The sequence below is a fragment of the Gibbsiella dentisursi genome, assembly GCF_039539505.1.
GTDB classification, from domain to species: Bacteria; Pseudomonadota; Gammaproteobacteria; order Enterobacterales; family Enterobacteriaceae; genus Gibbsiella; species Gibbsiella quercinecans.
This window is the reverse complement of the sequence record NZ_BAABDG010000007.1, coordinates 240770-266464: the sequence shown is the minus strand read 5'-3', so window position 1 is coordinate 266464 and position 25695 is coordinate 240770. Positions and strand designations below refer to the sequence as shown.

Here is a 25695-nt window from a genome sequence, read left to right as displayed (position 1 = left end):
GTTTGGCCCTTGGTGAGCAGGGGCCTGATACAGACTTTAGATTATTCAGATAAGGGACACAAAACGCCATGCTATTACCTTGGCTAATTCTTCTCCCCTTTATTGGCGGCCTGCTGTGCTGGCAGTGCGAGCGCTTTGGCACGAAGACGCCACGCTGGATCGCCTTGATTGCCATGGGGCTGACACTGGTGCTCTCGCTGCTGCTGTGGCTGCAGGGTGGCTATACGTTGACCACGCCGCAGGGTATTCCGCAGTGGCAGGAAACATTTGTTCTGCCGTGGATCCCGCGCTTTGGTATTTCCATTCATCTGGCGCTGGACGGCCTGTCGCTGCTGATGGTGGTCTTGACCGGGTTGCTGGGCGTGCTGGCGATCCTGTGCTCTTGGAATGAGATCCAGAAATATCAGGGGTTCTTCCACCTCAACTTGCTGTGGATCCTGGGCGGCGTCATCGGCGTGTTTCTTGCCATCGACATGTTCCTGTTCTTCTTCTTCTGGGAAATGATGCTGGTGCCGATGTACTTCCTGATAGCCCTGTGGGGCCATAAGGCATCGGACGGTAAAACACGCATTAGCGCCGCGACCAAATTCTTCATCTATACCCAGGCCAGCGGCTTGGTGATGCTGATTGCCATTTTGGGCCTGGTGTTTGTGCACTATAACAACACCGGCGTGTGGACCTTCAACTATGAGGATCTGCTGAGCACGCCGATGTCGCATCACGTGGAATACCTGCTGATGCTGGGCTTCTTCATCGCCTTTGCGGTGAAAATGCCGGTTGTGCCGCTGCACGGTTGGCTGCCGGACGCCCATAGCCAGGCGCCAACCGCCGGCTCGGTCGACCTGGCGGGGATTTTGCTGAAAACTGCGGCCTACGGGCTGTTGCGCTTCAGCCTGCCGCTGTTCCCTAACGCATCCCATGAGTTTGCGCCGATCGCCATGTGGCTGGGCGTGGTGGGGATTTTCTACGGCGCCTGGATGGCCTTCGCCCAAACCGACATCAAACGCCTGATTGCCTACACCTCGGTTTCTCACATGGGGTTTGTGCTGATCGCCATCTACACCGGCAGCCAACTGGCCTATCAGGGCGCGGTGATCCAGATGATTGCCCACGGGCTGTCGGCGGCCGGGATGTTCATTATCTGCGGCCAGCTTTACGAGCGCCTGCACACCCGCGACATGCGCCAAATGGGCGGGCTGTGGGGCCGCATCAAGTATCTGCCGGCGCTATCGCTGTTCTTCGCCGTGGCAACGCTGGGGATGCCGGGCACCGGTAACTTCGTCGGCGAGTTCATGATCCTGTTCGGCAGCTTCCAGGTTGTGCCGGTCATTACCGTGATTTCTACCTTCGGCTTGGTGTTCGCTTCGGTTTACTCGCTGATCATGATGCAGCGTGCCTACTATGGCGCGCCGAAATCCGAACAGCCGTTGCCTGGCATGACCGCGCGGGAATTGTTCATCATTCTGCTGCTGGCGGTATTGTTGGTGCTGCTCGGGTTCTTCCCGCAGCCGATTCTGGATACCTCGGCCACGGCGATGAGCAACGTGCAACATTGGTTTGGTTCGTCAGTTTCTGCAATTTCAACAACAAGGCCGTAATTCGCCATGACAATAACTCCTCAACAACTGATCGCACTATTACCGCTGTTGATCGTCGGATTGACGGTGGTGGTTGTGATGCTAAGCATTGCGTGGCGACGCGACCACTTTATCAACGCCACGCTGGCAGTGGTTGGCCTCAACCTGGCGCTGCTTTCACTCTACTTTGTCGGCCAGGCAGGCCCGATGGACGTGACCCCGCTGCTGCGGGTTGACGGTTATTCCATGCTCTACACCGGCCTGGTGCTGATGGCCAGCCTGGCAACCTGTACCTTCGCCTACCCGTGGCTGGTGGGGTATCCGGACAACCGTGAAGAGTTCTACCTGCTGGTGCTGATTGCCGCGATGGGCGGTATCCTGCTGGCGAGCGCCAATCACCTGGCTTCGCTGTTCATTGGTATTGAGCTGATTTCGCTGCCGCTGTTCGGGCTGGTGGGCTATGCCTACCGCCAGAAACGTTCGCTGGAAGCAGCCATCAAATACATGCTGCTGTCTGCGGCGGCGTCCAGCTTCCTGTTGTTCGGTATGGCGCTGCTGTATGCGGAATCCGGCGATTTGTCGCTGGCGATGCTCGGTAAAAGCCTAAGCGAGAACATGCTGCACCAGCCGTTGATTCTGGCGGGGATGGGCATGATGATCGTCGGCCTGGGCTTTAAGCTGTCATTGGTGCCGTTCCAACTGTGGACGCCCGATGTGTATCAGGGGGCGCCGGCGCCAGTTTCCACCTTCCTGGCGACCGCCAGCAAGATCGCCATTTTTGCGGTGGTGATGCGCCTGTTCCTGTACGCCCCGGCGGCGGACAGCAATGCGTTGCGGATGGTGCTGGCGATCATTGCCTTCTGTTCGATCCTGTTCGGCAACCTGATGGCAATCAGCCAGACCAACATCAAGCGTTTGCTGGGTTACTCCTCCATTGCGCATCTGGGCTATCTGCTGGTGGCGCTGGTGGCGGTACAAACCCACCAGCTGTCGCTGGAAACCGTCGGCGTATACCTGGCCGGTTACCTGTTCAGCAGCCTGGGGGCCTTTGGCGTGGTCAGCCTGATGTCCAGCCCGTACCGTGGCCCGGACGCCGATTCTCTGTTCGCTTATCGCGGGCTGTTCTGGCACAAGCCGGTGCTGTCGGCGGTGATGACGGTGATGATGCTGTCGTTGGCAGGGATCCCGATGACGCTGGGCTTTATCGGTAAGTTCTTTGTTATCGCCACCGGCGTAAGCGCACACCAGTGGTGGTTGACCGGTGCCGTGGTGGTGGGCAGTGCGATCGGCCTGTATTATTATCTGCGTGTCACGGTGAGCCTGTACCTCAGCGCACCGGAAACCCCGGTGCGCGATACGCCAAACAACTGGGCGTTGACCGCCGGTGGCGTCGTGGTGCTGATCTCCGCTGCGCTGGTGCTGTTTTTGGGGCTCTACCCGCAGCCGCTGATTAGCCTGGTTCAGTTGGCACAGCCGATGTTCTGATCGCCGCTCGCCGGCTCAAGCGTAACGTGCCAGCCTGGTTTTACCGGCTGGCATTTTTTATGCCGAAAGTGACGGGGAAAACGGCGGTTGGGTTGCCAAGGGATATTGTGTTCTGCGCTGAATGGCGCGAAGATGCAGGTGTTGTTTGCCTGGCTGATGTTTCACGCCGGGCGTGGCGCTGGGAGGCGTTTGTGCCCCGTTATCATAAATAAAAAATGCCTGCTTGGGTGGTGTTTAAGGGAAATCATGGTTGCGTTATGGATGGTGGTCGCCAGCGCGTTTTTCGCGCTAATGGGCGCCAGCATTAAATTGGCCTCGGCTAAAGTCGGTTTTTTCGAAATCATTTTCTACCGTTCATTTATCAATGTGTTGATCGTTGCGGCGCTGATCAAGATAAAGAATATCGGCTTTCGTACCCGCAAACTGGGGCTGCATATGCAACGCGCGGCAATCGGTAATGTGGCGATGTATTGCGGGTTTTATGCGTTGATTCATCTGCCGATCGCCACCGCCACGACGTTGGGCTATACCAACCCCATTTTCCAGTCGGTGATCACCTTTATCACCGCGAAGGGGCAGTTGACGGGAAAACTGCTCTTTTCGGTATTGCTTGGCTTTCTCGGTATCATTGTGCTGCTGCGGCCGGATATGCCGCACGGCGAATATGCCGCTACCCTTGTCGGTCTGTCATCCGGCCTGTTGACTGCGCTGGCCTATTTTAACGTCGGGAAACTGGTGCGCAGCGGCGAGCCTGAACTGCGCGTGGTATTTTATTTCTCGTTGGTCGGCACGCTGGTTGGCGTGGTGATGGCGACCACGGTTGGCTTTTCCCCCCTTGATGCCGGCACCTTCCTCTGTGTGTGCGCCATTGGTTTGTTTGGTAGCCTGGCGCAAATCAGTATGACGCGTGCCTACGGCAGCGGTAACCCCGTGATCGTCAGCATCCTCTCGTACAGTACGATTATTTTCTCTACGCTATTGGGGTATCTGATCTTTGACGAAAGTCTGTCTTATATCGCGGCGGCGGGTATGGCGCTGATTATATTGTCGGGGGCATTGGCTATTTTAAGGCGGGCTCCGGCCAGAAAGGCCAAAACTATCACCATAAAGCAGTGATACAGGGCGTGTGAAAGTAATGCCGGTCAAAGGGAGTATTTAATATTTTGAATAAAGAATGAAATGTACGGCATGTTTTTGAGATTAATCTTAACTGCATGCCGTTATATCTATTTATGCGATTATTTTCATATTTTTCAATTCGTTAGTGTATTAAAAAATAGCGTATGTGACAAATGACGTTAAAGCCGCTACGTTACTTCTCTGGCAGTGTATACTCCATAATCAAAACCTGACCTTTTCCCTTGTTCGGTATATTGCAGGCGCTTACAATACATTCCGTTTTCATTTTTAAAGGATGCGGGAATGTTAAATGCTATTGCGCAGATCGCTATTTTAGTGGTTATTGTTGTGAGTGTTTATACCCAAAATAATTCGAGTTGCAGGAAGGCGGCAACGCAGTGAATCCCCAGGAGCTTACTCCAGTAAGTGACTGGGGTGAGCGAGGAAAGCCAACACACCTGCAACTTGAAGTATGAAGGGTATATTTAATTTTGGGGCTTTATGTGCGTGGAATAACGGCGCTATCAAAAAAACTACTCCAGCGCCGTCTGAGTTCAGGGAAAATGAGCGATAAGAAAGTTACAAAATTTTACCATTCTTATAAAAAGAAAAAAGATCAGCGCCTGATACCCATTCTGATCTTCGGTATTTTCTATAAATCTTTCGTTAGGATGCAGGGCGAATTTTATGCGCTCTATCGTGCCGAGATGGAAAAAAGGCAATTGCCGCTGTAATGCTTGCCCGCGTTGTTTTCTGTGCGCTGTGGAAAGTAGCCACAAATTGTACGGCATCTCTTAGTCCGTTCTCTTATATTATTATTCCCGATTGATTCATCTGTTGGGCTGGCCTTTTGCCGGCTTAGTCGCCAAAATAAGTTCATACGTTGTTGATTGCACTGAATTGGTTATTAAATGCGCGCGTGGTTGCCTGATCGGCTGGCCTTTCCGGTTGGGATGCATTAATGAATCACCATGATGCATTTCTGGTGATGTTTTGCCTTATACCCGGGCAGTAAGATAACTGTGTTCCCTTATTAGAAATGCCTTTCAGGGTGACACATTTATTTAAGGTTAGTGCCTTATTGTTTCGGGAGAGAATCGATGCCGGCAGGTATTGCTGTTGAAAAGGCCCTAAAAATAGGGCCGCGTACGTCGCATTTTGCGGTATTGCTGTTTTTGGCCTTGGCGTTAATGGCCGCATTGCTTAACAGTAGCGCGCCGTCGCCGTTGTATCCGCTTTACCAACGGGAACTGGGGCTTTCGTCGGTTAGCCTGACGGTTATTTATGGCGCCTATGCCGCCGGCGTGCTCATTTCACTGTTTGGCGTGGGTAACCTGGCGGGCAGGGTAAAAGACCTGCGTATCATGATTGTGCCGGCGCTACTGGCCGTGTTGGGTGGCGCTTTGCTGTTCGCCATGGCGGATTCGTTGGTGATGCTGCTGATGGCGCGTTTGCTGGCCGGCATTGGCACCGGGGCGCTGACCGGCGCCGCCAATATCGCGCTGATGCGCTTTGGCCCGCAGGACGGGGGCAAAACGGCGGCGTTGATTGCCACCTTATCGTTTACTGCCGGCCTGGCGCTGGGGCCGATTTTCAGCGGCATTGCGTTGCAAACCGGTTTTTATACCACCGCACTGCCGTTTGCTATCATTATGATGATCGCTGCGGTGGCGCTGATCGGCGTGGTGCTGCGCTGGCCACCTGGGCCTGCCGCAGCGGTGGTGAGTACGGCGCCAACGCATACATCGCTGCCCGTGCGCGGGGCGCTGGCCGAGGGCCTGCGGGCCACCGGCGGTAAGTTTTTCCTGTGTGCCGGCGCGCTGTTTTTCTGCTGGGTGCTGGCGGCCAGTATGCTGGTGATCGGGCCCAGCGTGGCGGAAACGTTGTTAGGCATGCATAGCCGCGGGGTGTTTGGCTATGTGATTGCCGTGTATCTGGTGATTGCCGGTATCAGCCAACTGCTGAGCCGCCGGGCGAATGCCCGTTACTCGCTGATGCTCGGCTGCCTGGCGCAGGCGCTGTCGGTAGTGGTGTTTGCCATTGCGCTGGCGTTTCACTCACTGGGCATGGCGGCAGTGGGGATGGCGATCGCCGGTTATGCCTACGGCGCGGTTTTTGTCGGCAGCGCCATGCTGGTGAACCTGATATCCCCCGCGGCAAGCCATGCGCGGCTGGTATCGCTGTTTTACGTGATTGCTTACATTGCCAACTGGGTGCCTATCCTGTTGGGGGTGGTTATTGACCATGTCAGCCTGAGTGTGGCGGTCAATCTGCTATTTTTGGTTAATGCCGTAGTGTGTTTGGGGTTGGGCCTGTGGGCGATGCGCGCAGACTTTCCGCGCTGATAACCCCGCGCAGTATGGCGAGCGGTTTCCCTGGTGTTGTTGTGTATCATTTTCAGCGTGCTTGCACGCTGTTTTTTTTGCGCGCAACAACCGCCATAAGGGCAGCGGCAGAGCGTAAGCTATGCTACAGAGACGCTATCACATGGCGATTTTCGTTACACGGCATTGGCTGGGGGCATTATGGATCCGTTATTTTCATTGGAAAACAAAAGAATACTTATCACCGGTTCTTCACGCGGCATCGGTTTCCTGTTGGCTAAAGGGCTGGGGCAACGCGGCGCGCAGATCCTGGTGAACGCCACCAGGGCGGAAAGCGCCGAGCGTGCGGTGAACGCCCTGCGCAGCGAGGGCCTGCAGGCCGAAGCGGTGGCGTTCGACGTTACCGATTCGCAGGCTATCCACCAGGCGATTGCACAAGTTGAGGCGGATCTTGGCCCGATTGACGTGTTGATCAATAACGCCGGTATCCAACGCCGCCACCCGTTTATCGATTTCCCGGAAAGCGAATGGGACGAAATCATCGCGGTTAACCAGAAGGCGGTATTTGTGGTGTCGCAGGCGGTCGCGCGCCATATGGTGCAGCGCCGGCGCGGCAAAATTATCAACATCGGTTCGATGCAAAGCGAGCTTGGGCGCGACACCATCACGCCGTATGCAGCGTCAAAAGGCGCGGTGAAAATGCTGACGCGCGGCATGTGCGTGGAACTGGCGCGTTACAATATCCAGGTAAACGGCATCGCGCCGGGGTATTTCAAAACGGAAATGACGCAGGCGCTGGCGGACGATGCGGCATTTACCGGCTGGCTGACCAAACGCACGCCGGCGGCCCGTTGGGGCGATCCGGCGGAACTGATCGGTGCGGCGGTGTTCCTGGCCTCCGGCGCGGCTGATTTTGTTAACGGCCAACTGCTGTTTGTCGATGGCGGGATGTCTGTCGCCGTATAGCGTCTGGCGTTCAACCCGGGGTGCCAAAAGTCTCATGGCGGCAAACGGGGTTTGTTCCTATAGTTAGGGGCAGGGTGAATTTTCTAACGGCGGAGGAAACGAAAATGTCGAAAAATACGGACGACGATCAAACGACCCTTGATGACGATCTGAAAATGCTGTCTGACACGCTGGAAGAGGTTTTGGCGTATTCCGGCGATCGCGCCGATCAGGCCTATGTCGATATCAAATCCCATGCCGAGCAGGCGCTGCAAGAGGTAAGAACACGGCTGGAAAGCGTCTCGGAATCGTACTGCGCGCGTGCCAAAGATGCCGCTTTGCGCGCGGATTTCTATGTGCACGAGAAACCTTGGCAAAGCGTCGGCATCGGCGCCACCGTGGGGTTGGTGTTCGGCCTGTTGCTGGCGCGACGCTAGCACGCAGCGGGCAGGGCGCGTGCCGCGCCCTGTTTCTTTCTTTGTCTCTCCACGCATTTCCCTCTTTTTTATCTGCCTTCTGTGCTGCATTTGCCGCTAAACTCGCTAACTGTCCGGGCGAGCTGTTTATGTATCCCGAAATCATGGCCCTGCATGGAGAAGCCGTGCGCTTGCGTGTAAGCTACCTGTAATTTATTTGTTCATTTTTGGTTGCAATTATGGGCGACCGGCCATTCACCAAGACATTAACTTTGATCTTTCAGGGTAAGAAGCCGCCATTGCGCTTTAAGGATATACGGCGTTTTTGCGCCAGCGCAAAAGCCGTGTTGAAAACTACTCATATAATTTGATCATTGCGTTGGCGTGATTAATGCCAGAGAAATAATTCTGTTAACGGATTTGTGAGCGGACTATGTCGACAAGTGTTTTTAATCGCCGCTGGGCGGCGTTGTTATTGGAAGCGCTGTCTCGGCATGGGGTGCGGCATGTCTGCATTGCCCCCGGATCGCGTTCCACGCCGTTGACGCTTGCGGCGGCGGCCAACCCCGCCTTCATTTGCCATACCCATTTTGACGAGCGCGGCCTGGGCCATTTGGCGCTGGGCCTGGCGAAAGCAGCGCAAGAGCCCGTCGCGGTGATCGTCACCTCCGGCACGGCGGCTGCCAATCTGTATCCTGCCATCATTGAAGCCAGCCTTACCGGCGAACGCCTGGTTTGCCTGACGGCCGATCGCCCGCCGGAGCTGATCGACTGCGGTGCCAACCAGGCGATCCGCCAGCACGGCCTGTATGCCGGCCACCCGGCGCAGGCGATAGACTTGCCGCGGCCCACCCCGGATATTCCGGCTCGCTGGCTGGTTGCCACCGTGGACAACGCCATGGCGAACCTGGCCCATGGCGTCCTGCATATCAATTGCCCGTTCGCCGAACCGCTGTATGGCGGCGACGAACAACACTATGCGGCCTGGTCGGCTGAATTAGGTAATTGGTGGCACGATCGTCGCCCCTGGCTTTGCACCCCGGCCACGTTGAGCGTGGCGAAGCAGCCTGACTGGCATGTTTGGCGCCAGAAGCGCGGGGTGATTGTGGCCGGGCGCATCAGCGCAGAAGAAGGCGTGCAACTGGCGGCCTGGGCCGAGATGCTGGGGTGGCCGCTGATTGGCGATGTGTTGTCGCAGACCGGGCAGCCGTTGCCGTGTGCCGATTTGTGGCTGGCGCGCCCGCAAGCCAAGGGCATCCTGGCCAACGCCCAGTTGGTGATCCAATTTGGCGCCAGCCTGACGGGCAAACGCGTGCTGCAATGGCAGGCGCAGTGCCAGCCGCAAGAATACTGGCTGGTGGACGCGCTGCCGGGGCAGCGTGATCCCGCCCAGCACCGCGGCCGGCGTATTTGTTGCCCGGTGGGGCAATGGCTTGATGCGCATCCGGCGCAGTTGCGCTCCCCCTGGGCAGACGATCTGGCCGCTATCGCGGCGCAAACCCATGAGCAGGTGACCGGCTATCTGCGCAATCGCTTTGGCGAAGCGTTGTTGGCGCATCGCCTGGCGCAACTGCTGCCGGAAAACGGCCAGCTGTTTCTGGGCAACAGCCTGGTGGTGCGGTTGGTTGATGCGCTGGCGCAGTTGCCGCCGGGCTACCCGGTGTTCAGCAACCGCGGCGCCAGTGGTATTGACGGGCTGCTTTCCACGACGGCTGGGGTGCAGCGCGCCACGGCCAAGCCCACGCTGGCGGTGGTGGGCGATCTTTCCGCGCTGTATGACTTGAATGCGCTGGCGCTCCTGCGCCACTGCTCGGCGCCGACGGTGCTGATCGTCGTGAACAATAACGGGGGCCAGATATTTTCGCTATTACCCACCCCGGAAACGGAGCGTCAGCGCTTCTACTGCATGCCGCAAGATGTGGCGTTCAGCCACGCAGCGGCGATGTTCCAGATTAACTATGCCTGCCCGGCCGACTGGCAACAGTTATGCCAGGCGGTGGAGCAGGGCTGGCGCCACAGCGGCGCTACGCTGATTGAATTACAGGTGCCGCCGAGCGATGGCGCAGAGGCGGTGCAATACCTGATACAACAAATGGTGGCAGGCTGATGCTGGCAGCAAAAGTATTGCAAAGCGGCGAGGGCGATCGCCCCTGGCTGGTGTGGTTACATGGTTTTCTTGGGAATAACAACGAGTGGCGGGTGATAGCCGGCCACTGCCCGCAGTGGCCGTCACTGGCGATCGATCTGCCCGGCCATGGCGATTCGGCCAACCAGCACTGCACCGGTCTTGACGACGTCAGCCGGCAAATCAACGCGGTGCTGGCGCTTTACCGTATTGAAAAGTACTGGCTGGTGGGCTATTCGCTCGGCGGGCGCATTGCGATGTACCATGCCTGCCAGGGCAACCACAGTGGTTTGCAGGGCGTGGTGATTGAAGGCGGCAACCCCGGTTTAGGCTGCGAAAGCCTGCGCGAGCAGCGCAGCGCCCATGACGCCGCCTGGGCCAGCCGTTTTCGCCATGAACCCATTACCCGCGTGCTGGCCGATTGGTACCAGCAGCCGGTGTTTGCCGATCTCAGCACCGTGCATCGCGAAGCGCTGATTGCCGTACGGGCTGTTAATGACGGCCCTGCGGTGGCGGACATGCTCGAAGCCACCTCGCTCGGGCGCCAGCCTTACCTGGGCGACCAACTGCGCCAACTGCCGGTGCCGCTGCGCGTACTCTGCGGCGACAGCGATCATAAATTTCAGGCGTTGGTGCGCGAAGCCGGGTTGCCGTTGGGCATTGTGCCGCAGGCCGGGCACAACGCCCACCTGGGCAACCCGCAGGATTTCGTCGCCCAACTGCATCATTTTCTCGATAACCCCGTTTGAAGGAACAGAACATGCTCTACCCAGATGAACAACAGCTTTACGCGCCGATTGAATGGCAAGACTGCAGCGGTGATTTCGAGGATATCCTGTATCACAAATCCAGCGACGGGATTGCCAAAATCACCATCAACCGCCCGCAGGTGCGCAACGCTTTTCGCCCGTTGACGGTGAAAGAGATGCTGGAAGCGTTGGCCAACGCTCGCTATGACGACGGCATTGGCACCATTATTCTTACCGGCGCTGGCGAGAAAGCATTCTGCTCCGGTGGCGATCAGAAAGTGCGCGGCGATTACGGCGGTTACAAAGACGCCAGCGGCGTCCACCACCTGAACGTGCTTGATTTTCAGCGCCAGATCCGCACCTGCCCGAAACCGGTCGTGGCGATGGTGGCGGGCTATTCCATCGGCGGCGGCCATGTGTTGCATATGATGTGCGATCTGACCATCGCCGCCGACAACGCCATTTTTGGCCAGACCGGGCCGAAGGTCGGCTCGTTCGATGGCGGCTGGGGCGCTTCTTACATGGCGCGCATCGTCGGCCAGAAAAAAGCACGCGAAATCTGGTTCCTGTGCCGCCAATATGATGCCGCGCAGGCACTGGATATGGGGCTGGTGAACACCGTGGTGCCGCTGGCGGATCTGGAAAAAGAAACCGTGCGCTGGTGCCGTGAAATGCTGCAAAACAGCCCGATGGCGTTGCGCTGCCTGAAGGCGGCGCTGAACGCCGACTGCGACGGGCAGGCTGGTTTGCAAGAGCTGGCGGGCAACGCCACCATGCTGTTTTACATGACCGACGAAGGCCAGGAGGGGCGCAACGCATTCAATGAAAAACGCCAGCCTGACTTCAGCAAATTCAAGCGTAACCCTTGATGGATAAGCTAACCCGCAGCGCGGCGCTATACCGTTACCAACTGCCGATGGAAGCCGGCGTGGTGCTGCGCAACCAACGGCTGAAAACCCGCGACGGCCTGCTGCTGCACCTGCAACAGGGCGAGCAGCAAGGCTGGGGAGAGATCGCGCCGCTGCCGGGCTTTAGCCTGGAAACGCTGGCCGAGGCGCAAAGCGCGCTGCTGGCGTGGCTGCCGGTTTGGCTACGCGGCGGGCAACCGGCGGAAAGCGGCCTGCCGGCGGTGGCATTCGGCACCAGCTGCGCGCTGGCGGAGCTAAGCGGGGCGTTGCCGCCGCAGGCGGATTATCGCACGGCGCCGTTGTGCACCGGCGATCCCGATGCGCTGTTCGCGCTGCTGGCGGCGCTGCCGGGGGAGAAGATCGCCAAAGTGAAGGTCGGGCTGTATGAAGCGGTGCGCGACGGCATGATCGTTAATATGCTGCTGGAAGCGCTGCCGGATCTGAAACTGCGGCTGGACGCCAACCGCAGTTGGCCACTGGCCAAGGCGCAAGGCTTCGCCAAATACGTCAATCCCGCCTGGCGCGATCGCATCGCCTTTCTGGAAGAGCCGTGCAAAACCCGCGATGAGTCGCGCGCCTTTGCGCAGGCGACCGGGATCGCTATTGCCTGGGATGAAAGCGTGCGAGACGCCGATTTCGTCGTGCAGGCCGAGCCTGGCGTCGCGGCGATTGTGATCAAGCCGACGCTGGTCGGCAGCCTGGCACGCTGTCGCACGCTGGTTACGCAGGCGCATCAGGCCGGGCTGACGGCGGTGATCAGCTCCAGCATTGAATCCAGCCTGGGGCTGACCCAACTGGCGCGGCTGGCCCAGTGGCTGACGCCGGGCACCGTACCGGGCCTGGATACATTGCATTTGATGCAGGCGCAGCTGCTGCGCCCGTGGCCCGGCAGCGCATTGCCCGTGCAGGGCGAGGCCGGGCTGGAGTGCGTATGGCGCAGTTGACCGACTGGCCGTGGCGCTATTGGGCGCAGCACCGGCCGCAGACTACGGCGTTGCTGGTGGGCCAACAGGCCGTCAGTTGGCACGCTTTGCAACAACAGGTGGCGCAACTGGCAGCGGCATTCCGGCAGCAGGGGGTTAGCCCCGGCGTCGGCGTGGCGCTGTGCGGCAAAAACAGCTACTCGCTGCTGTTGGCCTATCTGGCGCTGCTGCAGTGCGGCGCCCGGCTGCTGCCGCTGAACCCGGCGTTGCCGCCGGCGCTGCTGGCCACGCTGTTGCCGGCATTGAATATCTCTTTGGCCTATTGCCCGGACGGCGCGTCGTCGTTGCCTGATTCAATCCGGCCGTTGGCGCCACAGTCAACGGCCGTATCCTCGTCGCCGCTGGCATGGGCTGCCGACCGTTTAGCCACTCTGACGCTGACCTCCGGCTCCAATGGGTTGCCGAAAGCCGCGGCGCACAGCTATCAGGGGCATCTCGCCAGTGCGCAAGGGGTGCTGCGGCTGATGAACTTTCGGGCGCAGGACAGCTGGATGCTGTCGCTGCCGCTGTTCCACGTTTCCGGGCAGGGGATCGTCTGGCGCTGGCTGGCGGCGGGCGCCCGGTTGGTGGTGCGCGATCGGCTGCCGCTGGCCGATGCGCTGGCTGGCTGCAGCCATGCGTCGCTGGTGCCAACCCAACTCTGGCGTTTGCTGGCTGAACCCCGGCGCGCGCCGGGGTTAACCGATGTGCTGTTGGGCGGCGCCATGATCCCGGTGGCGCTTACCGAACGGGCAGAGGCGGCGGGCATCCGCTGCTGGTGCGGCTATGGCATGACCGAGCTGGCGTCAACCGTCTGTGGCAAACGTGCCGATGCGCTGCCGGGCGTCGGGCTGCCGCTGCATGGCCGTGAGATCAAATTGGTGGATCAGGAAGTGTGGGTACGCGGCGCCAGCCTGGCGCTGGGGTATTGGTGCGATGACGCGCTGCGGCCGATTGCCGATGGTCAGGGCTGGTTCCACACCCGCGATCGCGGCGTGATGGTTGACGGCGAACTGCGCATCCTCGGGCGGCTGGATAACCTGTTTTTCAGCGGCGGCGAAGGGGTGCAGCCGGAAGACGTGGAGCGGGTGCTGGCGGCCCACCCACAGATAGAGCAGGTGTTTGTGGTGCCGGTGGACGATGCGGAGTTTGGTCAGCGCCCGGTGGCGGTGTTTGAAGGGGATGCGGCGCTGTCTCTGCCGGCGCTACTGGCATGGGCGCAGGATCAGTTGGCAAATTTCCAACGGCCGGTGGCGCTGCTGCCGCTGCCGGCGCAGTTGAAAACCGGCGGGATTAAAATCGCCCGGCGGCAGGTGCAAGCCTGGGCGGAGGGGGTAGTGCAAAGCGGGCAACGCTGCGGCGGCTAAGGGCGCTGGCAGGGATTAACACCATTAAAACCATAAACGCCATAAAAACCATAACCTTTTGATTTACATTGTGTTACTGAAATTTTCCCCGCCTGGGGGGAAAGTGTCGGCGCGATCACAGTGGCAGATGATAAACAGATGTTAATTATTTAATAATAAATTAACAGGAGCTGCCAGTATGTTAGCAAAACACACCCGGCCTGCCGCCGCCCGGCAGGGGAATGCCAAGAATATTTTCCGCGTTACCAGCGGCAACTTTCTTGAAATGTATGATTTCATGGTGTTTGGCTACTATGCCAGCGCCATTGCCGGCACTTTTTTCCCCGGTTCCAATCCGTTTGCTTCCCTGATGTTAACCTTGATGACCTTCGGCGCCGGCTTCCTGATGCGCCCGTTGGGGGCCATGGTGCTGGGGGCCTATATCGATCATCATGGCCGGCGCAAGGGGCTGCTGATCACCCTGGGATTGATGGCCATCGGTACGCTGACCATCGCCTGTGTGCCCGGTTATCACAGCATTGGCGTATTAGCGCCGATACTGGTGCTGGTTGGGCGCTTGCTGCAGGGTTTCTCCGCCGGGGTGGAACTGGGCGGCGTTTCCGTTTATCTGTCGGAAATCGCGCCGGAAGGGAAAAAGGGCTTCTATGTTAGCTGGCAGTCCGCCAGCCAGCAGATTGCGGTGGTGTTCGCCGCATTGCTTGGGGTGGTGCTGAACCAATGGCTGGGGAAAACCATCATGTCGGATTGGGGCTGGCGCATTCCGTTCTTCGTCGGCTGCATGATTGTGCCGTTCCTGTTCTGGATCCGCCGTATGCTGGAAGAAACCGACGCATTCCGCCAGCGCCGCCATCACCCGTCGATGGGGGAAATCGCCCGCTCGGTGGCCAGCAACTGGCCGATTGTGCTGGTGGGGATGATGATGGTGGTGACCACCACGGTGGCTTTTTACATGATCACCGCCTTCACGCCGACCTACGGCAAAACCGTCTTGCAGTTCAGCGAGCAGCAAAGCTTTATCGTGACGCTGTGCGTGGGGTTGTCCAACCTGTTCTGGTTGCCGGTGATGGGCAGCGTCTCGGATAAGGTGGGGCGCCGGCCGCTGTTGCTGTTGTTCACCGCGCTGATCTTGCTGACTGCCTACCCGGTGTTGAGCTGGTTGGTGAGCGCGCCGAGCTTTATTCACCTGCTGGAAGCCGAGCTGTGGTTGTCGTTCCTCTATGCCAGCTATAACTCGGCGATGGTGGTGGCGTTGACGGAGGTGATGCCGGCGGAAGTGCGCGCCACCGGGTTTTCCATGGCCTACAGCCTGGCGACCGCGCTGTTTGGCGGCTTTACGCCGGCCATCGCCAGCTACCTGATCCATGTGACCGGCAATAAGGCGATGCCGGGCGTGTGGCTGTCGATCGCGGCACTGTGTGGGCTGGTTGCCGCGCTGCTGCTGCCGGTATTGCAGCGGCAGCGTCAACGCCAGCACGGCCAACTGCCCGCCGGTTCGCCAATCCGCTAACCCGTTGGCGTATCGTGGCGTTCAAACGTATAACGCCCCCTGCCGCATGGCCGGGGGCGTTTTGTTATGGCACGTTTACGCACCGGGCATTTCGCCTTATGCAAGGCCCAGCGCGTTGGCAACGCCTGCGCCGTAGTCGGGGTGCACTTTGGTGAACAGCGCAATTTGGCGGCGCTGGATGGCCTCGGGCACCTGCGACAGCTCACCGGCAATGCGGGTGAACATGCGCTGGTGTTCTTCGGCGCTCAGCAGGTTGAACAGGGCGCGCGGTTGGCTGAAATAGTCCTCGTCTTCACGGTGGTTCCAGTGGTCGGCCGCGCCTTCAATGCTCAATGGCGGTTCACTGAAATCCGGCTGCTCCTGGAATACGCCAAAGCTGTTGGGTTCGTAGGTAGCGCCGTTGCCGCTGTTGCCGTCAACGCGCATCGCGCCGTCGCGGTGATAGTTGTGGAACGGACATTTTGCGGCGTTGACCGGGATCTGATGATGGTTGACGCCCAGGCGGTAGCGGTGTGCGTCGCCATACGAGAACAGGCGGCCCTGCAACATTTTATCCGGCGAGAAGCTGATGCCTGGCACCACGTTGGCCGGGTTCATCGCCACCTGCTCCACTTCGGAGAAGTAGTTGTCCGGGTTGCGGTTCAGTTCAAAGAAGCCGACGTCAATCAACGGGTAATCCGCATGCGGCCATACCTTGGTCAGATCGAACGGATTGTACGGGGTCTGCGAGGCTTCATGTTCCGGCATGATCTGGATTTGCAGGTTCCAGCGCGGGTGGTCGCCGCGTTCAATGGCGTCGAACAGATCGCGCTGTGAGCTTTCACGGTCTTTGGCGACGATGGCTTCGGCCTCGTCATCCATCAGGTTTTCGATGCCCTGTTGGCAACGGAAGTGGAATTTCACCCAGAAACGTTCGTTGTTGGCATTGATAAAGCTGTAGGTGTGGCTGCCGAAACCGTGCATATGGCGATAGGATTTAGGCAGCCCGCGGTCGCTGAAATCAATGGTCAACTGGTGCAAGGCTTCCGGCAGGTGGGAAAAAAAGTCCCATTTGTATACCGGGTTACGCAGGTTGGTACGCGGATCGCGTTTTACCACGTGGTTCAGATCCGGGAATTTCAGCGGATCGCGCAGGTAGAATACCGGGGTGTCGTTGCCCACCAGATCCCAGTTGCCTTCTTCGGTGTAGAACTTCATGGCGAAGCCACGGATGTCGCGTTCGGCATCGGCGGCGCCGCGTTCACCGGCGACGGTGGAGAAACGCACGAACATCTCGGTTTTTTTGCCGATTTCCGCGAAAATTTTCGCACGCGTATAGCGTGTAATGTCATGGGTGACGGTGAAAGTGCCGTAAGCGCCGGAACCTTTGGCGTGCATGCGGCGTTCCGGGATCACTTCACGGTCGAAGTGGGCCAGTTTTTCCAGGAACCAGACGTCCTGCAGCAGCATTGGGCCGCGCTTTCCGGCGGTAATCACATTATTATTATCCACCACCGGCGCGCCGGCGACGGTGGTCAGTCCTTTCTTGCTCATCAGTTGCTCCTTACTTTTCACAGTGAAATCGTGATCGGGTGGCCGGGTTGTGTCCCGTAATACCTTGTAGCGCCGTTAAGGCAATGGCTTGCTTTCCTTAATCGCCGGTTTAAATTTTCCCTATTAGTTGTAGACCTATTATTTGCCGGCAGCAAATAGGCGTGGGTTATCATTGCCGACGTGTACCCGGGTTGATGATAAGGTGCAAAAAACATACCGCCGCCCTGGCGGCGACGTCAGGGCGGCGTGAAGGGCAAAGCGGGGAAGGGGGTTAGCCGGCGGCGGGCAGCAGGCCGGCGGCGATGCCCAGTTGAATGGCGATCACCAACACGCCGCAGGCAAACACCAGCACCAGCGCAGGGCGGCCGCCACGCACCCGGTAGGCGGCCTGGTGTTGTTGGCGGGTTTTCCAGGCCAGCAAGGCGGGCAACAGCAAAGCCAGCACCGAGAGCGCAATGGCGGCGAAGCCCAGCGCCAGCACGAAGCCGCGCGGATAAAACAAGGCGAAGGCCAGCGGCGGCAAAAAGGTGATAAGCCCGGTCTGCAGGCGGCCATGCGCGGTGTTACGGCGTTTACATAGATCGGCCAGGAAATCGAACAGCCCTAATGCCACGCCAAGGAACGAAGTCGCCAGCGCCAGATCGGCGAACAGGTGTACCGCCAATTCTACATGTGTGGAAGCCACCACATCGCGTACGGCCTGCAGCAGCCCGTTCAGCCCCGCCTGCTGCGCCAGTATGCCGACAAACGTGAGTGAGCTGATGCTGCCGAGCGTGGCCAATTGCCAGAAAATATAGGCAAGCAACGGAATTGCGCTGCCGGTGATAAACACCCAACGCAGCCGGCGGATATCGCCGCCCATGTAATTTACTACGCTGGGCACGCTGCCGTGGAAACCAAACGCAGTAAGGATCACCGGGATTGCCGAGAGCGTCAGGCCTTGCCCCAGCGGCAGCGTCAGCAGGTTGGCCCGGTGAATATTGGGCAACATTAACCCCAGCATCGCCACCAGTAGCAACATTTTGGCGCTGAACAAAATACGGTTGAACAAATCGACGGAATGCGTGCCGATGCACACCACGCCGCCCGCCACCAGAGTAAACAGCACCACGCCAAAGACGGCCGGCACGTTGCGGGCCGTCCAGTGGCTGATGCTGGCGGCCAGCAATTCGCCGGCGCCGCTAATGTAGGCCGCGGTGAGGGCATACATCAGGAACATCATGCTGAAACTGGTCAGCCATTGGCCGCCGCTGCCAAGATAACGCCGTGCCAGCGTGCCCAGACCGGTTTCGGCCGGGTGGTGCTGGTACACCTCCACCAATAGCAGCGCGGTATAGCACATTAGCAGCCACAGCCCGATCAGCAGCGCTAGGGTGACGCCGAACCCGACGCCGGCCGCCGCCAGCGGCATCGCCAACATACCGGCGCCGATAGTGGTGCCGGCCACGATAAAAATACTACCAAGGGTACGATTCTTCACGTTTTTCTCTACCGTTGCCTATTTTGGCAACATAATCAGTAACTCATTTGCAGGGCGGCAGAATAGAGGAACGATTATTTTCAGTCAAACTGATGTTACAGTGAGTGTAAATTTATATTTACGATTAAGGGGGTAGAGGGCCTGGCAACCGTGAAGGGTACGTGACGGGTGAAAAGTTGTTTACAGCCATCTATAGTGGGTAAAACAAAAAATGCGGGAGAGAGCAATGTTAAGGGTGGAGATGTTAAGCACTGGCGATGAAGTGCTGTATGGGCAAATTATCGATACCAACGCGGCCTGGCTGGCGGACTACCTGTTCCAGCAGGGTTTGCCGATGAGCGGGCGTGAAACGGTGGGGGATAATTTGTCTTCGCTGGTGGAAACGTTGCAGGAGCGCAGCCACGTTGCGGACGTGCTGATTGTTAATGGCGGCCTGGGGCCGACCAGTGACGATCTCAGCGCGCTGGCGGCGGCTAACGCCTGCGGCGTGGCGTTGGTCGAGCACCCTGAATGGCTGGCGCGCATGACCGCCTATTTTGCCGAACGCGGGCGCCCGATGGCGGCGTCCAACCGTAAACAGGCGCAGATCCCGGCCAATGCGGAGATGCTTGATAACCGTGTCGGCACCGCCTGTGGTTTCGCGTTGACGTTGAATAAATGCCTGATGTTTTTCACCCCCGGCGTGCCGTCGGAATTTAAGGTGATGGTGGCGGAACAGATTGTGCCGCGCCTGCGCCAGCGCTTTACCTTGCCCGAGCCGCCGCTGTGCCTGCGTTTGACCACCTTTGGCACTTCGGAAAGCGATCTGGCCGCCGAGCTGGACGGTATGGCGTTGCCGGCGGGCGTGGTGCTGGGTTACCGCTCATCCAGCCCGATTATTGAGCTGAAGTTGACCGGGCCGGCGGAGCAGCGGGCGGCGATGGAAACCGCATGGGAGCGGGTGCGTGCCGTTGCGGGCGATAACACTATTTTCGAAGGCACCCTCGGCCTGCCGGGGGTGTTGGCGCAAACGCTGCAACAGCGCGGGCTGCATCTGGCGCTCAGCGAGCAATTCAGCGCTGGCCTCATCAATCTGCAGTTGCAAACCGCCGGTGCGCCGCTGGCGGGCGGCGAACTGTTGCCCAGCCATTGCATTGAGGATTTGCCCACGGTGCTGGCGCGCGCCCGCTCTTTGGCGCAGCTTGCCGGGGCGCCGCTGGCGCTGGCGGTCGGCGCGATGGTCGACGAACGGATCAATATCGCGTTGTCTACGCCGCAGGGCGAATTTGCCCAGACGGTACAATATCGCGCTGCGCGCCACGGGTTGAGCCTGCGCCAGGAATCGGTGGCGATGTTGGCGCTGGATATGCTGCGCCGTTGGTTGCAAGGGGGCAACGCGTGCGGCAACTATAGCTGGCTGGATGTGGTCGAGCGTATCGGCTAACGCCAGGAAGGGGTTCGGCAAGCCCCGCGTCGGGAAACGAGCGGGGCGTGCGCAGGGGGTTCAGATTTCCAGTTCGATATCTGCCAGCGGCATACAGCAGCAGGGCAGGATCTCACCGTCATTAATAAACGCCAGCGGCTGCTGGCGATAGGCGACCTGGCCTTTCACCAGCTTCAGCCGGCAGGAGCCGCAGTACCCGGAGCGGCATTGGTATTCCACCTGAACATTATGCCGCTCCAGCGCATCAAGCAGGCTGTGTTCGCTGTCCGGGCAGGCCAACTGCGTGCCGGTGGCGCGCAGCGTTACGGTTGACGTTGCCATAATAGTAAAGGCATCCCTCCCTGGGCGAGTGTTACAGTTCGAAATCGCTCAGATCGTCGGCGTTGACTTCGGAATCGATCTGGCCGACCAGATAAGAGCTCACCTCGACTTCCTGCGGGGCAACCTGCACGTTGTCGGAAACCAGCCAGGCGTTGATCCACGGGATCGGGTTGGAACGGGTTTCGAACGGCAGGCTAAGGCCAACCGCCTGCATGCGGATGTTGGTGATGTACTCCACATACTGGCAGAGGATCTCTTTGTTCAGGCCGATCATCGAGCCGCCGCTGAACAGATATTCAGCCCACTCTTTTTCCTGCTGTGCCGCTTTCAGGAACAGATCGTAGCACTCTTGCTGGCATTCAACGGCGATTTCCGCCATTTCCGGGTCATCGCTGCCGGCGCGCATCAGGTTCAGCATATGCTGGGTACCAGTCAGGTGCAGGGCTTCGTCACGGGCGATCAGCTTGATGATTTTGGCGTTGCCTTCCATCAGTTCGCGCTCGGCAAAGGCGAACGAGCAGGCGAAGCTGACGTAGAAGCGAATCGCTTCCAGCGCGTTGACGCTCATCAGGCACAGATAAAGCTGTTTTTTCAGCGAGCGCAGGTCAACCTTGACGGTTTTACCGTTCACCTGATGAGTGCCTTCCCCCAGCAGATGGTAATAGCCGGTCATTTCGATCAGATCGTCATAGTAGCCGGAGATATCTTTCGCGCGCTTGAGGATCTCCTGGTTGGTGACGATGTCATCGAACACCAGCGCCGGATCGTTGACGATATTGCGGATAATGTGGGTGTAGGAACGGGAGTGGATGGTTTCCGAGAACGACCAGGTCTCCACCCAGGTTTCCAGCTCCGGGATGGAAATCAACGGCAACAGCGCCACGTTCGGGCTGCGGCCCTGGATGGAGTCCAGCAGCGTCTGGTATTTCAGGTTGCTGATGAAAATGTGTTTTTCATGATCCGGCAGCGCCTGATAGTCGATGCGATCGCGTGAGACGTCCACTTCTTCCGGGCGCCAGAAGAAGGAGAGCTGTTTTTCGATCAGCTTTTCAAAGATTTCATGTTTTTGCTGGTCGAAACGCGCCACGTTGACCGACTGGCCGAAAAACATCGGTTCAAGCAGTTGATCGTTCTTGTTTTGCGAAAAAGTGGTGTATGCCATAAGCCTTAATCCTTTGCTGCCCCACGCAGAGAGGCCGGAGTGATCCGGCCCTGGTGAGGAAAACGCGAGAGGGCCGCATTACCACGGCCCGACGCATGAATGTTAAATTTTGCAGGCGCCGCCTTCACAGTCGTCATCGCCGCCCTGTGCTGGCAGCAAGTCTTCCTGGATATCCTCAGCGCCGTCACGGGTATTCTGATAGTACAGCGTTTTAACGCCGAACTTATAGGCGGTGAGCAGATCTTTCAGCAGTTGCTTCATCGGCACTTTGGTGCTTGGGAAGCGAGCCGGATCGTAGTTGGTGTTGGCAGAGATCGACTGATCGATAAACTTCTGCATCAGGCCAACCAGCTGCAGGTAGCCGTCGTTGTTCGGCATTTCCCACAGCAGTTCGTAGGCCTCTTTCAGGCGCTCATATTCTGGCACCACCTGGCGCAGAATGCCGTCCTTCGACGCTTTGATGCTGATGTGGCCACGCGGCGGCTCAATACCGTTGGTGGCGTTGGAAATCTGTGACGACGTTTCTGACGGCATCAGCGCAGACAGGGTCGAGTTGCGCAGGCCGGTTTCTTTGATTTCTTTGCGCAGCGTTTCCCAATCGTAATGCAGTGGCTCGTCGCAGATGGCGTTCAAGTCTTTTTTGTAGGTGTCGATCGGCAAGATACCCTGCGCATAGGTGGTTTCGTTGAACCACGGGCAGGCGCCCTGTTCCTGGGCCAGGCGGTTAGACGCCTTCAGCAGATAGTACTGGATGGCCTCGAAAGTTTTGTGGGTCAGGGCGTTGGCGCTGCCGTCGGAGTAGCGCACGCCGTTTTTCGCCAGGTAGTAGGCGAAGTTGATGACACCGATCCCCAGGGTACGGCGCCCCATCGCGCCGCGACGGGCTGCCGGGATCGGGTAGTCCTGGTAATCGAGCAGGGCGTCGAGCGCACGCACGGCGAGGGTGGCCAGCTCTTCCAGATCGTCCAGGCTGTCAATCGCGCCCAGGTTGAACGCCGAGAGGGTGCACAGCGCGATTTCGCCGTTTTCGTCGTTGACGTCTTCCAGCGGCTTGGTCGGCAGAGCGATTTCCAGGCACAGGTTAGACTGGCGCACCGGGGCGATCTGCGGATCAAACGGGCTGTGGGTATTGCAGTGGTCGACGTTTTGAATGTAGATGCGGCCGGTGGAGGCGCGTTCCTGCATCATCAACGAGAACAGCTCCACGGCCTTCACGCGTTTTTGGCGGATGCTGCTGTCTTGTTCATACTGGGTGTACAAACGTTCGAATTCATCCTGGTCGGCGAAGAAGGCGTCGTACAGCCCCGGCACGTCGGATGGGCTGAACAGGGTAATGTCGCCGCCTTTGATCAGGCGCTGGTACATCAGGCGGTTCAACTGCACGCCGTAGTCCATGTGGCGCACGCGGTTGCCTTCCACGCCGCGGTTGTTTTTCAACACCAGCAGGCTTTCGACTTCCAGGTGCCACATTGGGTAGAACAGGGTGGCGGCACCGCCGCGCACGCCGCCCTGGGAGCAGGATTTCACCGCGGTCTGGAAGTGTTTATAGAACGGGATACAGCCGGTGTGGAAAGCCTCACCGCCGCGGATCGGGCTGCCCAGCGCGCGAATACGGCCGGCGTTGATGCCGATGCCGGCGCGTTGGGAAACGTATTTCACGATCGCGCTGGAGGTCGCGTTAATCGAATCCAGGCTGTCGCCGCATTCGATCAGCACACAGGAGCTGAACTGGCGGGTTGGGGTGCGCACGCCGGACATAATCGGCGTCGGCAGCGAGATTTTGAAGGTCGAGATCGCGTCGTAGAAACGTTTGACGTAATCCAGACGGGTTGCGCGCGGGTAGCCGGAGAATAGGCAGGCCGCCACCAGAATGTACAGGAACTGCGCGCTCTCGTAGATTTCGCCGGTAACGCGGTTCTGCGCCAGGTACTTCCCTTCCAGCTGCTTGACGGCGGCATAAGAGAAGTTCATGTCACGCCAGTGATCGATAAAACCGTCCATCTGCTCGAACTCTTCAGCGCTGTAGTCTTCCAGCAGATGTTTATCGTATTTGCCCATCTCGACCATGCGGGTCACGTGCGCATACAGCTTCGGCGGCTCGAACTTGCCGTAAGCTTTTTTACGCAGGTGGAAAATGGCCAGGCGCGCGGCCAGGTATTGGTAATCCGGCGCATCGCGCGAGATCAGATCGGCCGCCGCCTTGATGATGGTTTCATGGATATCAGCGGTCTTGATGCCGTCGTAAAACTGAATATGGGAACGCAATGCTACTTGAGAAACCGAGACGTTATTTAAACCTTCTGCGGCCCAGTCGATGACCCGGTGAATTTTATCAAGATTGATGCGCTCTTTGCGGCCATCGCGCTTAGTAACAAGTAGACTCTGGTTCATATGCTGTTTTCCGTATAATGTCTGCCAGGCAGAAGTGTAGTCGCTCTGCTCAGTATGTAAACACTATATATAGGGGTTATATGTGGTAGAGGCGTCAAGATAGTGAGAAAAAAGGGCCTTGGCAAGTGAACAGAAACGGCCTGTTTTGTGGATAACTTGGGGGCAAAATGTTAAGCCCGCTCCACAATGCGCGCCGTGTCTGGCATGGCGCTGTTGTCAATAAGCAGGATCGGATTTTGCTGATTTGCTAAAAAACATGATCGTTTGCCGCTTTCTTAAACATTAGAAAAAAACGGCATATTGATCTGGTTTAATATTATAAAAAAACTGCCGCCCGCCATTTTTTCCCCGCCGGCGCTGAACACGCCCGCCGGCACGGGGGTTAATGTGGGATGCGCTGTTCCATTTGCTTCCGTGCCAGGTTTTGCCGAAACAGCGCTGGCAGGGCAACAGCAAATGGATAAGGCCGCGCAGCATTTTCACGGTGATTAGCGCCAGAACTGTAACAACGGCCCCTGTGGGCCGGATACCGGATCGCTGTACGGGAAAGGCAGATTGGCGATTCGTTCCAGCATGGCCGGGGTTGGCGCCGCCCGACATAAATCCCAGCGTTGCTGCGGCGGATAGGCACCGACCACGACAAAATCGCTGCTGCTGCTGAGTTTGCAATGGCCGGTGCCGGCGGGCAGCAACGCGACGTCGCCGGCGCGCACACTGATCTCATGGCCGTTCGGCCCACCCAGCATCAGGCGTGCGCTGCCGCCGGCAAAGCCCAGCACTTCATGGGCGGTGCTGTGGTAGTGGTGGAAAGTATAAACGTCGGCCACCCATTGCGGCGGCCAGCCGGTGCGGCCGAACAACGCCTGCGCGTTTGCGATGGTATCCTGGCCGGGCAATACCTGGCGATACAGCAGCACCGGCAAATGGGGGTTATTGGGCACCCAGCCGTTGCGCTCCAGCCGCAGCTGTTCGGCCATGGGAGCGGCGTGCGCGGCGCGCGCCAGCAGCACCGGCGCGCCGAGCGCCAGGCTGGAGATGAACTGCAGAAAATAACGGCGGGAAACGGTTGCCATATCGATCTCCTGCGGCACGTTTTTACCCGGCGGGTGCCAAGTAAAAACATATGATGGGTCTATTTACTATAGACCCCATCGGCGAGGATATGGGGAGCGTTAACCTTGGTGCTGGGTGTGCACCATATAGTTGACGTCCACGTTGCGGCCAAGCTTGAAGCGATCGGTGATCGGGTTGTAATGCAGGCCGATCATGTGTTTTTCCCGCAGCGGGGTGCCGTCGACCCAGCCGATCAGTTCAGACGGGCGAATAAACTTTTTATGATCGTGCGTGCCCTGCGGCACCATCTTGAGAATATACTCGGCGCCGATCACCGCCATCAGCCAGGCCTTGGTATTGCGGTTGATGGTGGAGAAGAACACATGGCCGCCCGGTTTCACCAGGTGAGCGCAGGCGCGCACCACCGAGGCCGGATCCGGCACGTGCTCCAGCATTTCCATGCAGGTCACCACATCGTAGTGTTGCGGGTTGGCATGGGCATGGCTTTCCACCGTTTCCTGGGTATAGGTGACGTTGACACCGCTTTCCAGCGCGTGCAGGCGCGCCACCTGCAGCGGCTCCGCGCCCATATCCAGGCCGGTCACCAGGGCGCCTTCCTGCGCCATACTCTCGGCCAGGATGCCGCCGCCGCAGCCGACGTCGAGCACGGTCTTGCCGAAGATGCCGCCGGCGCGCTGCATGATGTACGCCAGGCGCAGCGGGTTAATGCGGTGCAGCGGTTTAAATTCCCCTTCCAAATCCCACCAGCGCGAGGCCACGGCCTCAAACTTGGCGATTTCCTGTTGGTCGACGTTTTGCGCTTGGCTGGATGTCTCTACATTCATGGC

21 protein-coding genes are annotated in these 25695 nt (G+C 58.7%); 14 read left to right on the top strand and 7 right to left on the bottom strand.

Annotated elements, in window-relative coordinates; translation table 11 throughout:
• Positions 1 to 68 precede the first annotated feature (68 nt).
• From nuoM to tcuC, 13 genes are all read left to right on the top strand, one after another.
• Positions 69 to 1598: an NADH-quinone oxidoreductase subunit M gene (gene nuoM / locus ABFX35_RS15455; RefSeq protein ID WP_279022685.1), complete on the top strand. Its 1530-nt coding sequence runs from the start codon at positions 69 to 71 to the stop codon at positions 1596 to 1598.
• A gap of 6 nt (positions 1599 to 1604) precedes the next feature.
• A complete protein-coding gene (gene nuoN, locus ABFX35_RS15450) occupies positions 1605 to 3062 on the top strand; it encodes an NADH-quinone oxidoreductase subunit NuoN (protein ID WP_279022686.1) in 1458 nt (485 codons plus the stop codon).
• Positions 3063 to 3308: 246 nt separating this feature from the next.
• Positions 3309 to 4178, top strand: coding sequence for a DMT family transporter (locus ABFX35_RS15445; protein WP_346082112.1), 870 nt, complete (start codon positions 3309 to 3311; stop codon positions 4176 to 4178).
• 506 nt (positions 4179 to 4684) lie between these two features.
• Positions 4685 to 4915, top strand: coding sequence for a hypothetical protein (locus ABFX35_RS15440; protein ID WP_131928994.1), 231 nt, complete (start codon positions 4685 to 4687; stop codon positions 4913 to 4915).
• A gap of 366 nt (positions 4916 to 5281) precedes the next feature.
• Entirely contained in the window at positions 5282 to 6526 is a 1245-nt protein-coding gene (locus tag ABFX35_RS15435; protein WP_346082111.1) for an MFS transporter, read from the top strand.
• 180 nt (positions 6527 to 6706) lie between these two features.
• Positions 6707 to 7471 (top strand): gluconate 5-dehydrogenase, encoded by a 765-nt coding sequence (idnO, locus tag ABFX35_RS15430; RefSeq protein ID WP_346082110.1) that lies wholly within the window; start codon positions 6707 to 6709, stop codon positions 7469 to 7471.
• A 104-nt stretch (positions 7472 to 7575) separates the two neighbouring features.
• Entirely contained in the window at positions 7576 to 7887 is a 312-nt protein-coding gene (gene elaB, locus ABFX35_RS15425) for a stress response protein ElaB (protein ID WP_095847989.1), read from the top strand.
• A gap of 412 nt (positions 7888 to 8299) precedes the next feature.
• Positions 8300 to 9973, top strand: coding sequence for a 2-succinyl-5-enolpyruvyl-6-hydroxy-3-cyclohexene-1-carboxylic-acid synthase (gene menD / locus ABFX35_RS15420; RefSeq protein WP_346082109.1), 1674 nt, complete (start codon positions 8300 to 8302; stop codon positions 9971 to 9973).
• Positions 9973 to 10740, top strand: a complete 768-nt coding sequence (gene menH, locus ABFX35_RS15415) for a 2-succinyl-6-hydroxy-2,4-cyclohexadiene-1-carboxylate synthase (protein ID WP_279022691.1) — start codon at positions 9973 to 9975, stop codon at positions 10738 to 10740. The genes menD and menH overlap by 1 nt, the downstream gene beginning before the upstream one ends.
• Positions 10741 to 10751: 11 nt before the next feature.
• The gene (gene menB / locus ABFX35_RS15410) at positions 10752 to 11609 is read left to right on the top strand and encodes a 1,4-dihydroxy-2-naphthoyl-CoA synthase (protein WP_346082108.1); all 858 of its coding nucleotides are present in this window, start codon (positions 10752 to 10754) and stop codon (positions 11607 to 11609) included.
• Positions 11609 to 12592, top strand: a complete 984-nt coding sequence (gene menC / locus ABFX35_RS15405; RefSeq protein WP_346082107.1) for an o-succinylbenzoate synthase — start codon at positions 11609 to 11611, stop codon at positions 12590 to 12592. The genes menB and menC overlap by 1 nt, the downstream gene beginning before the upstream one ends.
• A complete protein-coding gene (gene menE / locus ABFX35_RS15400; protein ID WP_346082106.1) occupies positions 12580 to 13977 on the top strand; it encodes an o-succinylbenzoate--CoA ligase in 1398 nt (465 codons plus the stop codon). Before menC ends, menE begins: the two co-directional genes overlap by 13 nt.
• A gap of 178 nt (positions 13978 to 14155) precedes the next feature.
• Positions 14156 to 15484, top strand: a complete 1329-nt coding sequence (gene tcuC / locus ABFX35_RS15395) for an MFS transporter (protein ID WP_279022694.1) — start codon at positions 14156 to 14158, stop codon at positions 15482 to 15484.
• A gap of 96 nt (positions 15485 to 15580) precedes the next feature.
• On the opposite strand, the gene katA is transcribed toward tcuC, so the two are convergent.
• Together katA and tyrP are read right to left on the bottom strand one after the other, a co-directional pair.
• Positions 15581 to 17017, bottom strand: coding sequence for a catalase KatA (gene katA / locus ABFX35_RS15390; RefSeq protein ID WP_346082105.1), 1437 nt, complete (start codon positions 17015 to 17017; stop codon positions 15581 to 15583).
• A 271-nt stretch (positions 17018 to 17288) separates the two neighbouring features.
• Positions 17289 to 18497, bottom strand: a complete 1209-nt coding sequence (gene tyrP / locus ABFX35_RS15385) for a tyrosine transporter TyrP (protein WP_346082104.1) — start codon at positions 18495 to 18497, stop codon at positions 17289 to 17291.
• A gap of 226 nt (positions 18498 to 18723) precedes the next feature.
• On the opposite strand from tyrP, the gene ABFX35_RS15380 reads away from it, so the two are divergent.
• A complete protein-coding gene (locus tag ABFX35_RS15380; protein ID WP_346082103.1) occupies positions 18724 to 19920 on the top strand; it encodes a nicotinamide mononucleotide deamidase-related protein YfaY in 1197 nt (398 codons plus the stop codon).
• A gap of 60 nt (positions 19921 to 19980) precedes the next feature.
• Here ABFX35_RS15380 and yfaE read toward each other — a convergent pair whose 3' ends face one another.
• From yfaE to ubiG, 5 genes are all read right to left on the bottom strand, one after another.
• Positions 19981 to 20241 (bottom strand): class I ribonucleotide reductase maintenance protein YfaE, encoded by a 261-nt coding sequence (gene yfaE, locus ABFX35_RS15375; RefSeq protein ID WP_279022698.1) that lies wholly within the window; start codon positions 20239 to 20241, stop codon positions 19981 to 19983.
• A 31-nt stretch (positions 20242 to 20272) separates the two neighbouring features.
• The gene (gene nrdB / locus ABFX35_RS15370) at positions 20273 to 21403 is read right to left on the bottom strand and encodes a class Ia ribonucleoside-diphosphate reductase subunit beta (RefSeq protein WP_346082102.1); all 1131 of its coding nucleotides are present in this window, start codon (positions 21401 to 21403) and stop codon (positions 20273 to 20275) included.
• A 102-nt stretch (positions 21404 to 21505) separates the two neighbouring features.
• Positions 21506 to 23794, bottom strand: a complete 2289-nt coding sequence (nrdA, locus tag ABFX35_RS15365) for a class 1a ribonucleoside-diphosphate reductase subunit alpha (RefSeq protein WP_279022700.1) — start codon at positions 23792 to 23794, stop codon at positions 21506 to 21508.
• Positions 23795 to 24282: 488 nt separating this feature from the next.
• The gene (locus ABFX35_RS15360) at positions 24283 to 24867 is read right to left on the bottom strand and encodes a cupin domain-containing protein (protein ID WP_346082101.1); all 585 of its coding nucleotides are present in this window, start codon (positions 24865 to 24867) and stop codon (positions 24283 to 24285) included.
• Positions 24868 to 24966: 99 nt separating this feature from the next.
• Complete coding sequence (gene ubiG / locus ABFX35_RS15355; protein WP_346082100.1) at positions 24967 to 25692, bottom strand: bifunctional 2-polyprenyl-6-hydroxyphenol methylase/3-demethylubiquinol 3-O-methyltransferase UbiG; 726 nt, start codon at positions 25690 to 25692, stop codon at positions 24967 to 24969.
• Positions 25693 to 25695 lie beyond the last annotated feature (3 nt).

Excerpts from the sequence above, each read along its gene's own strand:
- nuoM (WP_279022685.1), top strand. The coding sequence starts at position 69 with ATGCTATTACCTTGGCTAATTCTTCTCCCCTTTATTGGCGGCCTGCTG.
- nuoN (WP_279022686.1), top strand. The coding sequence starts at position 1,605 with ATGACAATAACTCCTCAACAACTGATCGCACTATTACCGCTGTTGATC.
- ABFX35_RS15445 (WP_346082112.1), top strand. The coding sequence starts at position 3,309 with ATGGTTGCGTTATGGATGGTGGTCGCCAGCGCGTTTTTCGCGCTAATG.
- ABFX35_RS15435 (WP_346082111.1), top strand. The coding sequence starts at position 5,282 with ATGCCGGCAGGTATTGCTGTTGAAAAGGCCCTAAAAATAGGGCCGCGT.
- idnO (WP_346082110.1), top strand. The coding sequence starts at position 6,707 with ATGGATCCGTTATTTTCATTGGAAAACAAAAGAATACTTATCACCGGT.
- elaB (WP_095847989.1), top strand. The coding sequence starts at position 7,576 with ATGTCGAAAAATACGGACGACGATCAAACGACCCTTGATGACGATCTG.
- menD (WP_346082109.1), top strand. The coding sequence starts at position 8,300 with ATGTCGACAAGTGTTTTTAATCGCCGCTGGGCGGCGTTGTTATTGGAA.
- menH (WP_279022691.1), top strand. The coding sequence starts at position 9,973 with ATGCTGGCAGCAAAAGTATTGCAAAGCGGCGAGGGCGATCGCCCCTGG.
- menB (WP_346082108.1), top strand. The coding sequence starts at position 10,752 with ATGCTCTACCCAGATGAACAACAGCTTTACGCGCCGATTGAATGGCAA.
- menC (WP_346082107.1), top strand. The coding sequence starts at position 11,609 with ATGGATAAGCTAACCCGCAGCGCGGCGCTATACCGTTACCAACTGCCG.
- menE (WP_346082106.1), top strand. The coding sequence starts at position 12,580 with ATGGCGCAGTTGACCGACTGGCCGTGGCGCTATTGGGCGCAGCACCGG.
- tcuC (WP_279022694.1), top strand. The coding sequence starts at position 14,156 with ATGTTAGCAAAACACACCCGGCCTGCCGCCGCCCGGCAGGGGAATGCC.
- katA (WP_346082105.1), bottom strand. The coding sequence starts at position 17,017 with ATGAGCAAGAAAGGACTGACCACCGTCGCCGGCGCGCCGGTGGTGGAT.
- ABFX35_RS15380 (WP_346082103.1), top strand. The coding sequence starts at position 18,724 with ATGTTAAGGGTGGAGATGTTAAGCACTGGCGATGAAGTGCTGTATGGG.
- yfaE (WP_279022698.1), bottom strand. The coding sequence starts at position 20,241 with ATGGCAACGTCAACCGTAACGCTGCGCGCCACCGGCACGCAGTTGGCC.
- nrdB (WP_346082102.1), bottom strand. The coding sequence starts at position 21,403 with ATGGCATACACCACTTTTTCGCAAAACAAGAACGATCAACTGCTTGAA.
- nrdA (WP_279022700.1), bottom strand. The coding sequence starts at position 23,794 with ATGAACCAGAGTCTACTTGTTACTAAGCGCGATGGCCGCAAAGAGCGC.
- ABFX35_RS15360 (WP_346082101.1), bottom strand. The coding sequence starts at position 24,867 with ATGGCAACCGTTTCCCGCCGTTATTTTCTGCAGTTCATCTCCAGCCTG.
- ubiG (WP_346082100.1), bottom strand. The coding sequence starts at position 25,692 with ATGAATGTAGAGACATCCAGCCAAGCGCAAAACGTCGACCAACAGGAA.